The sequence below is a fragment of the Flavobacterium sp. NPDC079362 genome (assembly GCF_050267765.1).
GTDB classification, from domain to species: Bacteria; Bacteroidota; Bacteroidia; order Flavobacteriales; family Flavobacteriaceae; genus Flavobacterium; species Flavobacterium azizsancarii.
This window is the reverse complement of record NZ_JBNNFM010000028.1, coordinates 19454-33597: the sequence shown is the minus strand read 5'-3', so window position 1 is coordinate 33597 and position 14144 is coordinate 19454. Positions and strand designations below refer to the sequence as shown.

At 32.6% G+C, this 14144-nt stretch carries 12 protein-coding genes and 1 other RNA gene; 7 read left to right on the top strand and 6 right to left on the bottom strand.

The window, feature by feature from the left end; translation table 11 throughout:
* Nucleotides 1–17 precede the first annotated feature (17 nt).
* Nucleotides 18–446: a protease complex subunit PrcB family protein gene (locus tag ACQKCJ_RS19395; RefSeq protein WP_427402734.1), complete on the top strand. Its 429-nt coding sequence runs from the start codon at nt 18–20 to the stop codon at nt 444–446.
* 271 nt (nt 447–717) lie between these two features.
* On the opposite strand, the gene ACQKCJ_RS19390 is transcribed toward ACQKCJ_RS19395, so the two are convergent.
* Together ACQKCJ_RS19390 and ACQKCJ_RS19385 are read right to left on the bottom strand one after the other, a co-directional pair.
* A complete protein-coding gene (locus ACQKCJ_RS19390; protein WP_271336031.1) occupies nt 718–1215 on the bottom strand; it encodes a hypothetical protein in 498 nt (165 codons plus the stop codon).
* A 146-nt stretch (nt 1216–1361) separates the two neighbouring features.
* Nucleotides 1362–2189 (bottom strand): UDP-2,3-diacylglucosamine diphosphatase, encoded by an 828-nt coding sequence (locus ACQKCJ_RS19385; RefSeq protein ID WP_427402733.1) that lies wholly within the window; start codon nt 2187–2189, stop codon nt 1362–1364.
* Nucleotides 2190–2377: 188 nt separating this feature from the next.
* Between ACQKCJ_RS19385 and aroC the strand changes: the two genes are divergently transcribed.
* The 3 genes from aroC (at nt 2378) to ACQKCJ_RS19370 (ending at nt 7129) form a co-directional block, all read left to right on the top strand.
* Nucleotides 2378–3436 (top strand): chorismate synthase, encoded by a 1059-nt coding sequence (aroC, locus tag ACQKCJ_RS19380; protein WP_271336033.1) that lies wholly within the window; start codon nt 2378–2380, stop codon nt 3434–3436.
* Between the two features lie 53 nt (nt 3437–3489).
* On the top strand, nt 3490–4794 hold the full coding sequence (locus ACQKCJ_RS19375) for a dicarboxylate/amino acid:cation symporter (protein ID WP_271336034.1): 1305 nt from the start codon (nt 3490–3492) through the stop codon (nt 4792–4794).
* Nucleotides 4795–4930: 136 nt separating this feature from the next.
* Entirely contained in the window at nt 4931–7129 is a 2199-nt protein-coding gene (locus ACQKCJ_RS19370) for a response regulator (RefSeq protein ID WP_271336035.1), read from the top strand.
* 129 nt (nt 7130–7258) lie between these two features.
* Here ACQKCJ_RS19370 and ACQKCJ_RS19365 read toward each other — a convergent pair whose 3' ends face one another.
* Complete coding sequence (locus ACQKCJ_RS19365; protein WP_271336036.1) at nt 7259–8509, bottom strand: DEAD/DEAH box helicase; 1251 nt, start codon at nt 8507–8509, stop codon at nt 7259–7261.
* Nucleotides 8510–8633: 124 nt separating this feature from the next.
* Nucleotides 8634–9680, bottom strand: a complete 1047-nt coding sequence (locus ACQKCJ_RS19360; RefSeq protein WP_271336037.1) for a formimidoylglutamase — start codon at nt 9678–9680, stop codon at nt 8634–8636.
* Between the two features lie 98 nt (nt 9681–9778).
* On the opposite strand from ACQKCJ_RS19360, the gene ACQKCJ_RS19355 reads away from it, so the two are divergent.
* Complete coding sequence (locus ACQKCJ_RS19355; protein WP_271336038.1) at nt 9779–10657, top strand: hypothetical protein; 879 nt, start codon at nt 9779–9781, stop codon at nt 10655–10657.
* Between the two features lie 123 nt (nt 10658–10780).
* Here ACQKCJ_RS19355 and hutI read toward each other — a convergent pair whose 3' ends face one another.
* Both hutI and ACQKCJ_RS19345 read right to left on the bottom strand, forming a co-directional pair.
* Nucleotides 10781–12019: an imidazolonepropionase gene (gene hutI, locus ACQKCJ_RS19350; protein ID WP_271336039.1), complete on the bottom strand. Its 1239-nt coding sequence runs from the start codon at nt 12017–12019 to the stop codon at nt 10781–10783.
* 164 nt (nt 12020–12183) lie between these two features.
* Nucleotides 12184–13236: a glutaminyl-peptide cyclotransferase gene (locus tag ACQKCJ_RS19345; protein WP_271336040.1), complete on the bottom strand. Its 1053-nt coding sequence runs from the start codon at nt 13234–13236 to the stop codon at nt 12184–12186.
* 88 nt (nt 13237–13324) lie between these two features.
* Between ACQKCJ_RS19345 and ffs the strand changes: the two genes are divergently transcribed.
* An RNA gene (ffs, locus tag ACQKCJ_RS19340) (signal recognition particle sRNA small type) lies at nt 13325–13422 on the top strand.
* A gap of 268 nt (nt 13423–13690) precedes the next feature.
* Entirely contained in the window at nt 13691–14068 is a 378-nt protein-coding gene (locus tag ACQKCJ_RS19335) for a hypothetical protein (protein ID WP_271336041.1), read from the top strand.
* Nucleotides 14069–14144 lie beyond the last annotated feature (76 nt).

The window sequence follows — 14144 nt, the reverse complement described above, 5'->3', positions numbered from 1 at the left end:
TATTAAAATAAATACAAATGAAAAAAGTACTTACGGTTTTATTGGTTTTTGTTTTGATGTCGTGTGGAGTAAAAAAAACATCAGATTCGGGTTCGAAAGCTTTATATGAAGTTTTAACGGAACAATCTGACGGTGGCGGAAATATCAAGTTTTTTGAAATTTTGACTGAACCAAACGAAATCAAAATGTTAGAAACTGATCCTCATCTGGCCGAAAAAATGAAACATGATGACATTAGCAATTCGAACTATGTTGTTTTGAATATGGGGGAAAAGAATACCGGAGGTTACTCGATTGAGGTTGAAAAAGTAGAGGAAACAGATAAAAATATTATCATTACAGTAAAAGAACTAAATCCTGCTCCGGATGCTATGGTTATGCAGGTAATAACATATCCTTATACGGTAGTAAAAATACATTCTAAAAAAGAGATTATCATTAAATAAGCACTTTTTTTAGGTTAGATTGAGAATTTAACCGCAAAGTGCGCTAAGATTTTTATAATAATACACTTAGAAAACACAAAGTTCGCAAAGCTGTTTCGACACAAAGCTTTGCGCACTTTACTTTTTATAAAATCGAGCATATAAAAAACTTTGCGCACTTTGCGTTAAAATGCATTCTTAATCAATACTTCGATTTCTCTCAAGATTGAAAACAAAAAAGAAATCCTGTCGCTTAAAAACGACAGGATTTCTTTTTATAATTATTTTTTATTTAGAATCTGAATTTAACACCCAATCCTACATCGAATCCAAAGTTGTCATCATCATAATATCCTGATCCAATTTCCGGTCTTGCATCTAGTGATAATGTAATAGGAGCTTCGCTAAATCTATATTCTATACCAATATCTCCGGCTGCGAATACATAAGTTCCGCTGTCATTATATTTAAAATTGTTGTTATAATAATCGTGATCCCAAGCAGCGATACCACCACCAACACCAGCATACCAGTTAAATCCGCCATCGATGTTCCAAACCCATTGGTAAAGAGCAACACCTTTAATCGCGTCAACATCACTGCTGTTTCTCCAGCCTAAATCAAATTCCAGTCTGTTTTTTTGGTTTAATCCTAATTGATATGATATCTCTCCCCCAAATCCGTTATTGTCTCCCAGACGAATCCCTAAAGCGTGTTTCGAAATTTCTTGCGATTGAGCCGTAAACGCTAGACCTAATAGCATAAGGGCAGATAAAATGATTCTTTTCATAAAAATGGTTATTAATTTTTTTCAAATGTACTGTGTCGTATAATTTTCAAACGTATACTATTTTTGAAAATTGTTATATAATTCACATTTTTGAAACTAACCAGGAGTATAGGAAGTAGCTTTTTATCTGTAATGCAGTTTTAATTTTAGATGTTGTTTTTTAATATAGAAGAAATTAACTGAGAACTTAAAATATCCTCCATTTCAAAAAGGTTTTCTTCTTCAGTAAAGTTACTTTCAGCGTAAGAGTATAATTTCCATCGTTTTTTATGGTATTCCAGTGCTGTCAGGTTTTCTACCCAATCGCCGGAATTTAGATATAAAGTAGAGCCGTGTTTGTTCTCTTTTGTTACAATTTTTGGTTCATGTATATGTCCGCAAATCACATAATCGTATTTTTTCTCGATGGCTAAATCTGTGGCAGTAGTTTCAAAGTCTGATATAAATTTGACTGCTTTTTTAACGCTTGCTTTAATCTTTTTAGAAAAAGAATAAGGTTCACGCCCAATTTTTGCCAAACACCAGTTCGCAAATCGATTGCTTAAAATTAAGTAATCGTAACCCAATCCGCCCAATTTTGCAATCCATTTAGAGTGCTGTACAGACGCGTCGAATACATCTCCGTGAAAAATCCAGGCTTTTTTATCGTCTAATTCCAAAACTAATTTATCGACCAAAGCAAAATTTCCCATGTTCATGTCGCTAAATTTTCGAAGAATTTCATCGTGATTTCCAGTGATATAATACACTTTTGTACCCTTGGAAGCCATACCAATTATTCTTTGAATGACCCTTAAATGTGCTTTTGGGAAGTATGATTTTCTAAATTGCCAGGCATCAATAATATCCCCGTTCAGGACTAATGTTTTGGGTTTAATGCTTGATATATAGTTATTTAGTTCTTTAGCGTGACTTCCGTAAGTTCCCAAATGGACATCTGAGAGAATGACCAGTTCGACATTTCGTTTTTTCAATTTTTCTTTTTTTGAAGTTTAACAAATAAAAGAAACTCTGGCGAGCTATATTTTATCAAAAGGTTACCAATTTGGCGACAATTTTATTAAATTGTAATTTTTAAACTACTTAACCTTTACTTAATAATACTAATTTTAAATTTTTTAATTTAATTCATAAAACTTACATTTGCTCAAAACAAATTACAATGGCAGGAAATAGCTACGGCACCCTATATAAGGTTACAACATTTGGAGAATCTCATGGTGAAGCTTTGGGCGGAATTATCGATGGTTGTCCATCAGGAATTGAAATTGATTTAGAAGCAATTGAAGTTGAAATGTCCCGAAGAAAACCAGGACAATCAGCAATTGTAACACAAAGAAAAGAACCGGATGCAGTTCAGTTTTTATCCGGAATTTTTGAAGGTAAAACTACTGGAACGCCAATAGGTTTTATTATCCCGAACACCAATCAGAAATCTGATGATTACTCTCATATAAAAGATAATTACAGACCAAGTCATGCTGATTATGTGTACGACCAAAAATATGGTTTTCGTGATTATCGCGGTGGCGGAAGAAGCTCAGCGAGAGAAACAGCAAGCAGAGTAGTAGCCGGTGCAATTGCAAAGCAAATGTTACCTGAAATTAAAATCAATGCTTATGTTTCATCTGTAGGGCCAATTCATTTAGATACGCCATATCAGGATTTGGATTTTTCTAAAATAGAAAGTAATCCTGTTCGTTGTCCTGATGAAAAATCAGCAGCCATTATGGAGGAATACATTCGTGATATCCGTAAACAGGGAGATACTGTTGGTGGAATAGTTTCATGCGTGATTCAAAATGTTCCGGTTGGTTTAGGCGAACCTGTTTTTGATAAATTACATGCTGAGCTGGGAAAAGCAATGCTTTCTATAAATGCTGTAAAAGGTTTTGAATACGGAAGCGGATTTTCTGGTTCTGAAATGAAAGGAAGTGAACATAATGATTTATACAATCCTGACGGAACTACAAAAACAAATCTTTCCGGAGGAATTCAGGGAGGAATCAGTAACGGTATGGATATCTACTTTAGAGTAGCTTTTAAACCTGTTGCGACTATTATGCAAACTCAGGATTCATTAGATAATAAAGGTAATATCACACCAATGACCGGAAAAGGCCGTCATGATCCGTGTGTTGTTCCGCGTGCAGTGCCTATTGTAGAGGCAATGGCCGCAATTGTTTTGGCTGATTTTTATTTGATCAACAAAACATATTAATAAAAATTAAGACAGTGAGGGTCTTGGTATTTTAATTCTAAATAAATAAATTAATGCAAGTAAAAGAAACCAAAAAAAAATCATTTCTTTCAGGGTTAACGGGCCAAATTATAATTGCAATGGTTCTTGGGGCAACTTTAGGAATTATATTGCACAACTCGATTTCGGCCGAGGCAGCGCAATCATTTAGTGATAAAATAAAAATGCTTGCCACCATTTTTATCCGATTGGTACAAATGATTATTTCTCCTTTAGTATTTACAACTTTAGTTGTGGGGATTGCTAAACTTGGAGATTTAAAAACAGTAGGAAGAATTGGAGGAAAGGCTCTTGGATGGTTTTTCACAGCTTCTTTTATATCATTATTAATAGGATTGTTTTATGTAAATATCTTACAGCCGGGAGTTGGTCTGAAATTAGATCATGTAGATATGGCGGCTGCATCTGAGGTAACTGCTAAAACAAAAATATTGTCTTTTGAAAATTTTATTGAACACATTGTTCCTAAAAGTATTTTTGAGGCAATGGCGACTAATGAGATTTTGCAGATCGTTATATTCGCAATATTTTTTGGATTGGCTGCAGCTTCGTTAGGAAGTACTGTGAAGCCGGTTATTAATGCTTTTGATAAAATATCGCATATCGTTTTAAAAATGGTAAATTATGTGATGAACTTCGCTCCAATTGGAGTTTTTGGAGCAATTGCCGGAGTATTTGCAATACGGGATGCAGAAGAGTTATTGATTACCTATTTTAAATTTTTCGGATCGTTTTTAATTGGAATAAGTACGCTTTGGGTAGTTTTAATTCTGGTAGGTTATATTTTCCTGAAAGGAAGAATGACAGAGTTGTTACGCCGTATTGTTGGACCTGTAGCAATTGCTTTTGGAACAACGAGCAGTGAAGCTGTTTTTCCAAAATTAACAGAAGAATTAGAAGATTTTGGTGTAAAAAATAAAATTGTATCTTTTATGTTACCGCTGGGATATTCATTTAATCTTGACGGAAGTATGATGTACATGACCTTTGCAAGTATTTTTATTGCTCAGTTTTATGGTGTGCATTTAGATTTGGGAACTCAAATGGTTATGCTTCTGGTTTTAATGTTAACCAGTAAAGGAATTGCCGGAGTACCAAGAGCAAGTTTGGTAGTTGTAGCGGCTACTTGTGGAATGTTTAAAATTCCTGTAGAAGGAATTGCCCTGATTTTGCCAATAGATCACTTTTGTGATATGTTCAGGAGTGCTACAAACGTATTAGGGAATGCATTGGCAACTTCTGTTGTTGGGCAATGGGAAAATGATAATGATATGGATGACATTCCGGATGGACAGGATGTTATTTCAGATAATATATAAGATATTCGATGTTTTTTAAATAAAAACATATCGAAATATTAAGTAATAAGCAAGCAAATAAAGAAAAGCTGTATTTTTTAATGAAATACAGCTTTTTTTTATTTTTAAGTGTATATTTGATAAAATTAGCCGATTGATGCCCCAAATGCGGAATTTTTTATTGATGTTTTTACTCCTGAATTGTTTCGCCAATTCGGCAAGTGCGCAATCTGAAAGCATGTCAGATGAGAAAATCACAGCACTTGTAAAAAAAGCATGGAATGATTATAAGAAAGCCAATTTCGAAAAATCATTAATTACTTCCAGAGTAGCACTAAATTATGCTACAGCAGCCAAGAATAATTATTTAATAGCAAAATCATACAAAATTATTGCTGGTAATTACAGTGAATTATCAGAGTTTGATAAAGCAATTTTCTTCTATAATAAAGGTTTGTTTTATGCTAATAAAACAAACAACGATTCTATAAAATACAGTCTTTATAATAATTTAGGGAATATATATTGTTTCGAAAAAAAACAATTTGATAAAGGCATCAGTTACTATAAAAAATCAATTGCTTACGGTTTAAAAATTAATGACATGAGCCAGGTTTATTTTACAAATGTAAATATAGCCTGGGCCTATTTTGATATTGGTAAATACGAAGAAGGATATCCTTATTTGAAATTTGTAGGCAATAATATCCAAAAATACGGTGACAGATCTACTGGTATTGTAGTTAATATGCTTAACGGGATGTACATGAGTCATAAAAATGAAAATGTATCAGCAAATGATTTTTTTAAGAAAGCAATAAGGGCCGGAAAAAACAGTGAAGAGAAATCAGATCTGGCATTCGCTCATTTAGAATATTCGAAGTTTTTGAATAAAAACGAAAGGCACAAAGAAGCTTATGAAAACCTCGCTTTATATGATAAAATTACTGATGAATTGTACAATCAGGAAAAACTCAAGAAAGCTTCGAGTGCCGGTTTTAGTCTTGAACTGGATGAATATAAAAGACAGATAGATAAAATAGAAAATGAAAAAGATTCACAATACCAAAGTCTTAAAAAATCAAGAATAATAGTTGTTCTGTTTATTCTGATTTCCCTTATTCTTCTCTTTTTAATTATCACTTTAGTAAAAAATATAAAATTCAAGAAAAAACATAATTTAGAGCTCCTTCAGGCAAAAGAAATTGCAGAAGAAGCCTCTTTGCTCAAAACTCAGTTTATTTCGACTATAAGCCATGAATTGCGCACTCCTTTGTATGGTGTTGTTGGTATTACTAATATGTTGCTTGAAGAACATAAAGAATTATCCCGAAGCCAGCATTTGAGTTCCCTGAAATTTTCAGCGCGTTATTTATTGTCATTAGTAAATGATATTCTCCAGATTAATAAAATTGAAGAGAATAAAGTGGTATTGGAAAATTTGACATTTAATATTTCAGATGAAATTACAATGATCAAAAATTCTCTTTCTTTTTTATCTCAAAAAAATAATAATAAGATTTCAATCACTATAGATCCTGAGATTCCGGAATATTTAATTGGGGATAAGTTGCGGCTTGCACAAATTCTTATGAATTTAGTGAGTAATGCATTAAAGTTTACCAAAGATGGAGAAGTTGAGATTATTGTAAAGCTGCAGAAGGTAGAGGGAAAGATCTATTTTCTTGATTTTCTTATAAAAGATAATGGCGTTGGGATTGCAATTGTAGATCAGGGGAAAATTTTTGAGAAATTTGTTCAGGTTGGCAGAAATGACGAGGATTATCAGGGAACTGGTTTAGGCCTGAGTATTGTAAAAAGATTGTTAGGGCTTTTTGGCAGTACAATAAGTCTTGAAAGTAATGTTGGCGAAGGAACCTCGTTTTTGTTTGTTATTCCTTTTGAATATGATCCTCAGAGAACAAAAAATATTATTGATGAAATCGAAGTTGATTTAACATCACATGAAGTTTATAGAATTTTAATTGTAGAGGATAATCTCATAAATCAATTGGTAACAAAGAAGATCATCGAAAAAAATAATTATATCTGTAAAGTAGTTGACGATGGTTTTGGCGCTTTGGATATATTAGAAAAAGAAGATTTTGATCTTATTTTAATGGATATTAATATGCCTTTGATGAATGGTTTTGAAACTACTAAAAGAATTCGTTTAAAAGGGATAAGAACGCCTATTGTAGCTCTGACAGCTTTTGACAAGGATGAAATTACTGATGAAGCAATTTCGTCTGGAATCAATGATATTATTATTAAGCCATTTGAACCTATTAAATTGTTTAAAATTATAAGCTATTTAATAAATGAGGCGAAAAACGAGTTGAGTATAAACAAATAAACACGAATTTCATTCATTGCCACTAATTCTTTCGTTAAATTAATTTTTCAAACTAATTTTAACTATTAAACTTTGTGCTAATTTGTGAAATTCGTGTTCAGAACTATTTACAATAATAGTATGCTAATACTAATACCAGCGTTTTTTATTTTGCTTAGAAGCGTCTGACTTTCTGGATTTATGTGCTCCACTGCTTCGGTTTGAATTTTTAGGTTTCTCTGCCACTGCTTCAGGACTTCCTGCATGCCATTGATACGGATGATCAGTAATGGTTTTAACATCCACTTTTATAAGTTTTTGAATGTCTTTCCAATATCCGTGTTCATCTTTACTACAAAACGAAATTGCAATTCCTCCGTTTCCGGCACGTCCTGTACGTCCAATTCTGTGTACGTAAGTTTCAGGAATGTTTGGTAAGTCAAAATTGATTACAAATGGTAATTGATCAATGTCAATACCACGGGCAGCAATATCTGTAGCAACCAGAACACCAACTTCTTTATTTTTGAAAGCATCAAGAACACGTTGTCTTGCATTTTGAGATTTATCGCCGTGAATTGCTTCGGCTGCGATATTATTTTTTCTCAGTGCTTTTACAACATTATCAGCTCCGTGTTTTGTTCTTGAGAAAACCAAAACATTCGATAAATCTTCGTTTTTTATTAAATGGTATAATAAATTTCTCTTTTCTGTTTTTTCAACAAAATAAACACGCTGTTCAACGTTTTCTGCTGTTGATGAAACCGGAGAAACTTCGACTTTTGCAGGATCCTGCAAAAACATTTCGGCTAATTCGCGAATTGCAATTGGCATTGTTGCAGAAAACAATAAAGTCTGACGGTTTTTAGGTGTTAGTTTTACGATCTTTTTTACATCGTTTATAAAACCCATGTCCAGCATTTGATCTGCTTCGTCTAAAACTAAAGTGTGTAAATGATCTAAATCAAGAAAACCTTGTTTTTGTAAGTCTAATAATCTTCCTGGTGTTGCAACCAGAATATCAACTCCATTTTTTAACGCATCTACCTGTGGATTTTGCGAAACCCCACCAAAAATCGTCAATTGAGTCAGGTTAGTATATTTGGCATAAGTATCAAAACTTTGTCCAATCTGAACCGCTAATTCACGTGTTGGAGTAACTATAAGAGCACGAATTACTTTAGCTTTTTTTGTTGAGCCTACAATTCGGTGTAATTGATGTATGATTGGGATTGCAAATGCTGCAGTTTTTCCTGTACCGGTTTGTGCGCAACCAATTAAATCCCTTCCTGCCAAAACAATCGGGATAGATTGTTCCTGAATAGGAGTAGGGTTAAGGTAGCCTTCTTCAAATACGGCTTTTTGTATACTTTTTGAAAGTGATAAATCTTCGAATAACATATCTTAGGTATTAAGATTCTAGTTTTAAGTACTAAAATTCTGTGCAAAGATAGGTTTATTCGACCAATCGTTTATTTGAATCTTCTATTATTTGGAAAATATGAGGTTTTAAGCCGGTTGACCTTCATGGCAATTTTTCTTTTTCGTTGTTTGCTTTTATAAAGTCAGTGATTAAGTAACCAATCAATTTACCAATTAAATTATTGTTAGGAGAATCTGCCAAATCGGGTGCTCCTTCGCAAATATGCAAATAAGTCGCGTTTCTGTGTTGTCCGAAAAAGGAAATAAACTGGCGTAATTCTTCAACTGAAAATCCGCTGATTGTCATGGCGCTACTGGCAATATTGGGAATTGCATCCAGATCTATTTCTATACCAAAAGAATCTGTTTTGATAAATTCTAATGCTAAAGCCATTTCTCTGTTAAAGTCTTTTTCTTTGCGAATATTTACACTGTCGTAAGTATTGTATCGAACCCTGTCTTCCAGTTTTTTGATGATATCCAAAACACTTTTTGAAGTATAGTTTTCATGTAAGCCAAAAATGAAATATTTTTTTAAGAAACCTTCTTCATACGCATATGAAAACCCGTTTCCGCTATGACGGCCTTCAAGGATCCTAAAATCTGAATGGGCATCAAAATTAATAGCATTGATTGGTTTTCCTTTGGCCAGAGCAGAACCTTTTATATTTCCGTAAGCATTATTGTGACCTCCGCCAATGATGATCGGGATTTTTCCTGCTTTTACGATATTAAAAATAATATGCGAGACCTCCTTGTCGATTTTTTCAACAAGCTGGCTCAATTTTGAGCGATCGTCAATATCATTGAAATCAAGATTTTCGACATCACGCATTTCCTGGGTGACATTAATTTGTCCTAAAACAATAATCTGACTGCCTTTAGCAAAGCGATTGTGCTGGATGTTCGCAATACTTTTTATAGCGCTTTCCCATGCGGATGCTGCTCCGGGCCTTCCGTAATTGGCGCGCACACCAATATCTTCGGGGATTCCCAAAAGCACATATTTGGCTTCGCTTTCTTTCAGAAAATTAATTTTATCAACTCCTTTCGGAATGATAATCATCTTTTCTCCGAACTTTATTTCACCACTGCGATGATTTGTGACTTTTGCTAAATCATTAATAGTAAAAGGAATTAATTTCTCCATGAAAAAATTTTATTTTCCAAAAATAATATAATTGTAGTAACTTACGTTATAACCTTATATTAATTCTTAAATTTGTTTTAAAGAAAATTATTTTAAATATGGAAAACCCAAAGAACAACAACTCAAGTCTAAAAGCGGTAATCGCAGTTTTAGCAGTCCTACTGATTGGTAGCTTAGTGTATATTTTTAAATTATCGTCTGATTCAGATGTTACAAAAACTGAACTTACAACAACTCTAACAGAGAAAGAATCTGTTATGAAAGATCTGCAAGAGTTAAAAACAACTTATGATGCTGCAATCGCTGAAAATACTTCTATGTCTGATGAATTAATTCAGGAAAGAGATAAAGTAGTAGCTCTAATGGATGATTTGAATAAATCAAAAGGAGATGTATCTAAATTTAGATCTCAGGTTCAGGCAATGCAAGGTAAAATGAAAACTCTGGTTGCTGAAAATGATGAATTGAAAAAACAAAATGGTGTTTTAACAACTCAAAGAGATAGTACAATCGTAGTTTTAGGAGAATCTAAAAAGTACAATGAAGTATTAGTTGGTCAAAACGAAGAATTAGCAAAAACTGTTGAAAAAGGGGCTAAATTATCAATTTTGAACACAAAAACTTCTGCTTACAAACTTAGAAGTTCTGGAAAACAAATTGAAACTGATAAAGCAAGCCGTGCAGATATTTTGAAAATTAGTTTTACTGTTGCTGAAAACCAAATTGCAAAATCAGGTGATAAAACGTATTATGTACAAGTTATCGATGCTAAAAATAATGTTTTAGGAGATAAAAAAACAGAAAATTTTGGTGATAATACTTTAACTTATAGTTTTAAAACTACTGTTAAGTATGAAAACAAAACAGTGAATGTTAGTGAAGATTTACCAGGTAAAGATTTTGCTAAAGGAACTTATTTTATCAATGTTTTTGATAATGATGAATTAGTTTCTAAAACTAGTTTTAACTTAAGGTAAAAACTAGTATTTTAGAATAATAATACCACTAAAATATTAAAGGTCTGCGAAGTTTTCGCAGACCTTTTTTTATGGAATTAGATGATCTCTTTAATTGCTTTTAGAATCTGTTTGAAAAGTCTTTTACATTAAGATTTCGCCTTCAAGAAAAACGCTTTCGATGAGATTACTGCCAAAAGCATATGGAATCTGATAATAAGACGAAATAGGTTTCGTAAGGATTAAATTGGCTTTTTTTCCTTTAGTGATGCTTCCGTGGGTTTCAGAGATTCCCATAGCATAAGCGCCATTTATTGTTGCAGCATTAATGGCTTCTTCAGGAGTCATTTTCATTTTGATACAAGCTGTTGCCACTACAAAATTCATATTTCCGGACGGAGTAGAACCTGGATTAAAATCTGTAGCCAAAGCAATTGGTAAGCCTGCTTTTATCATTTCTCTGGCTGGCGTGTACGGAATACTTAAAAAATAAGAACATGATGGTAATGCTACAGGCATTGTTTCTGTGTTTTTTAAAGCGTTGATATCTTCTCGTGTCATAATTTCGAGATGATCGACAGAAAGGGCTTTAAATTTAATTCCGGCCTGTATTCCTCCAATAGAATTAAACTGATTTACATGGATTTTTGGTTCTAAGCCGAATTTAATTCCGGCTTCCATTATTTTTTCAGTTTCTTCAACAGAAAAATAACCAGTCTCGCAAAACACATCAATGTAATCTGCTAATTTGTTTTGAGCAATTTCCGGCAGCATTTTAGTGATGATTTCTTCGATATAACCTGCTTTATTGTCTTTGTAATGAAGCGGAAAAGCATGAGCGCCTAAAAAGGTAGCTTTTATTGAAATTGGATAATTTTTAGATAATTTTTTAATAACACGCAGCATTTTTAGTTCGCCTTCAATTGTTAAGCCGTAACCGGACTTTATTTCGACAGCTCCGGTTCCTAAATGCATGACTTCTTCTAAGCGTAGTCTTGATTGCTCATAAATTTCTTCTTCAGAAGTTTCGTTGAGTTTCTTGGCTGAATTTAAAATTCCGCCGCCGCGATTAGCAATTTCTTCATAAGAGAATCCGTTGATTCTGTCTACAAATTCCTGTTCGCGATTTCCTGCATATACAATATGTGTATGACTGTCGCACCATGAAGGCAAAACAATTCTTCCTGTTGCATCAATAACTTTGTCAGCTTTGATTTCCGGAAGATTTCCCATAGAACCAAAATCTATGATAAGATTGTCTTTTATAATTAAAAATGCATTTTTTATAGAAGGAAGAACTGCCATTTCGGCCCCTGAAACTTTAGGGACAGAAGTTTCACGAACCTGAAGTAATTCTTTTATGTTTTTGATGAGAGTAATCATTATATGAATTTAGTTGTATTAGAGAAAAGACTTTTTTGATATTTAGCTATTAGATTAAAACACAAATTTCACAAATTATCACGAGCTAATCCGTGAAATCTGTGAAATTCGTGTTTAATATTGGAATTTGAAATTAAAAAAAATTGAATATTTCCTTTTAACTTTTATTCTGAAACTGTTATTTCGAACATTTTACTCCAGTTTTTTCCTGTTACAAAGATTGTTTTTGTTTTAGGATTGTAAGCAATACCGTTTAAAACATCATCTTTGGTTACATCCGGCATCAATTTGCGTAAACCTGACATGTCCAGAATTCCTTCAACCGCTCCGGATGTTGGATTTACAACTGCAATCGCATCTTTAAACCAAACATTGGTGTAAATCTTTCCGTTAATCCATTCTAATTCATTGATTGCTTTAATTTTTGACGTTCCTGAGTATACATTGATATAATCTACCATTTTTTGAGTTGCCGGATCCATTTTCCAGATTTTCTCTGTTTTATCAGTCTGATAGATGTATTTTCCATCATTTGTCATTCCCCAGCCTTCAATGTCTTTATCGTAAGCAAATGTTTTTTCTAATTTTAATGTGTTTGCATCATAAATGAAACCGGTTTTGTTTTGCCACGTCAACTGAAACAATTTTCCGTTGATAAAAGTAATTCCTTCACCAAAATATTTTTTGTCAAGATCAATTTGTTTGTAGATTTTTCCTGTTTTATAATCGTATTTTCTTAAGTAAGAAGCGCCTTCTTGTCCTGTGCTTTCATACAAAGTATCCTTATAGAACTCTAAACCTTCAGTAAAAGATTTTTTATCGTGAGGGTAAGTATTGACTATTTTATATTTTAAAGGTTTAGCTTCAATATTAGAAACTAATTCGATTCTTTTGGTTGCATCAGAAGAAGCAGATCCAAAATAAACTGAAGCTTTTAAGTATTGATATCCTAATTTTTGATCTTTTAATGCGAAATTAAATTTTTGAGCACCTTTTGTGCTTCCCACTTTTTTGTCGTTGACAAAGTATGCAATGCTGTCGATTTCTTTCGAATTTGGGTTCAAAATTCCAATAGAAATTGATTCTTGTTGTGTAAAATGAGCCGGAAAAGCAGAATCATCAATATTAAATAAAGAATTTTCAGCTTTATTTTTATCTCCACATCCAATTAATGTGATTCCTAATAAAATGACAGTTAGGAAGTTATATTTTTTCATAGTTAAAAATTTGAATAAGCCAATATACGACGATATTTTTATAGCAACAAAGGTCTTGCAAAAATATAAAAAGATTGTATATTTGCACCGGCAAGTCCTACACGACCAGCTCCTGCAGACTCCCCCAGGATGGGAACATAGCAAGGGTACGTGGTTGAGCGGTGCGATGTAGGTCGCTTGCCATTTTTTTTTATTCCCGATCTTTCGGGATTTTTTTTTATAATTAATTGAAAAGTAGTCTTCCTTATGGAGGATTTTTTTATTTTTGGATGTTTTGAATTTGAAGTGTTATTAGTGAAATGTGAGAAGATAGAGCTCTAATTTCTATATTTTTGTTGTATTTCAGTCTTAGCCCGAGGTTTTAACCCTGGGAACGTATCTGGAAAATGTTTATAAACAAATTAGTTCTAAGATTATAATGTATTATTCGTTTACGCCTGAAATTCTTTAATTAATGAAAGAAAAATTTTCGAAACTATTTTTTGTCTTTTTATTTTTTGGATTGATTTATCTTGTTGTTAAAGGAAAAAATTATAAAAAAGAAATCAGAGAATATCCTGGTGAGACTATTTGTAGATATACTTTATGTAGGCCAACAGGAAAAACTAGTGATGCGTATGTAAAATATTATGTAAATGATAAATTATACCGAAATAGAGCAGGTGCTTGTCCTGATAGTTCTACATTTAAATTAAATAAATATTTCGTAGTACAATATTCAACAATAGATCCTGATAAGATTAGTGTTGATTTTTCTAAAGAAGTAAAGGATTCAACAATGATAAAAGAATTAGAATCAAAACTTGAATTTAAATATTGGCTTGATCATTAATAAGGCCGTAGTTTATCGTTTAAAAAAATAGTCATTGTTTTGTATATTTGACCGCAATAAAAAAAACATTAATTTT

Bases quoted from the DNA above. Each gene is read 5' to 3' on its own strand.
- ACQKCJ_RS19395 (WP_427402734.1), top strand. From the start codon at position 18: ATGAAAAAAGTACTTACGGTTTTATTGGTTTTTGTTTTGATGTCGTGT.
- ACQKCJ_RS19390 (WP_271336031.1), bottom strand. From the start codon at position 1,215: ATGAAAAGAATCATTTTATCTGCCCTTATGCTATTAGGTCTAGCGTTT.
- aroC (WP_271336033.1), top strand. From the start codon at position 2,378: ATGGCAGGAAATAGCTACGGCACCCTATATAAGGTTACAACATTTGGA.
- ACQKCJ_RS19375 (WP_271336034.1), top strand. From the start codon at position 3,490: ATGCAAGTAAAAGAAACCAAAAAAAAATCATTTCTTTCAGGGTTAACG.
- ACQKCJ_RS19370 (WP_271336035.1), top strand. From the start codon at position 4,931: ATGCCCCAAATGCGGAATTTTTTATTGATGTTTTTACTCCTGAATTGT.
- ACQKCJ_RS19365 (WP_271336036.1), bottom strand. From the start codon at position 8,509: ATGTTATTCGAAGATTTATCACTTTCAAAAAGTATACAAAAAGCCGTA.
- ACQKCJ_RS19360 (WP_271336037.1), bottom strand. From the start codon at position 9,680: ATGGAGAAATTAATTCCTTTTACTATTAATGATTTAGCAAAAGTCACA.
- ACQKCJ_RS19355 (WP_271336038.1), top strand. From the start codon at position 9,779: ATGGAAAACCCAAAGAACAACAACTCAAGTCTAAAAGCGGTAATCGCA.
- hutI (WP_271336039.1), bottom strand. From the start codon at position 12,019: ATGATTACTCTCATCAAAAACATAAAAGAATTACTTCAGGTTCGTGAA.
- ACQKCJ_RS19345 (WP_271336040.1), bottom strand. From the start codon at position 13,236: ATGAAAAAATATAACTTCCTAACTGTCATTTTATTAGGAATCACATTA.
- ACQKCJ_RS19335 (WP_271336041.1), top strand. From the start codon at position 13,691: ATGAAAGAAAAATTTTCGAAACTATTTTTTGTCTTTTTATTTTTTGGA.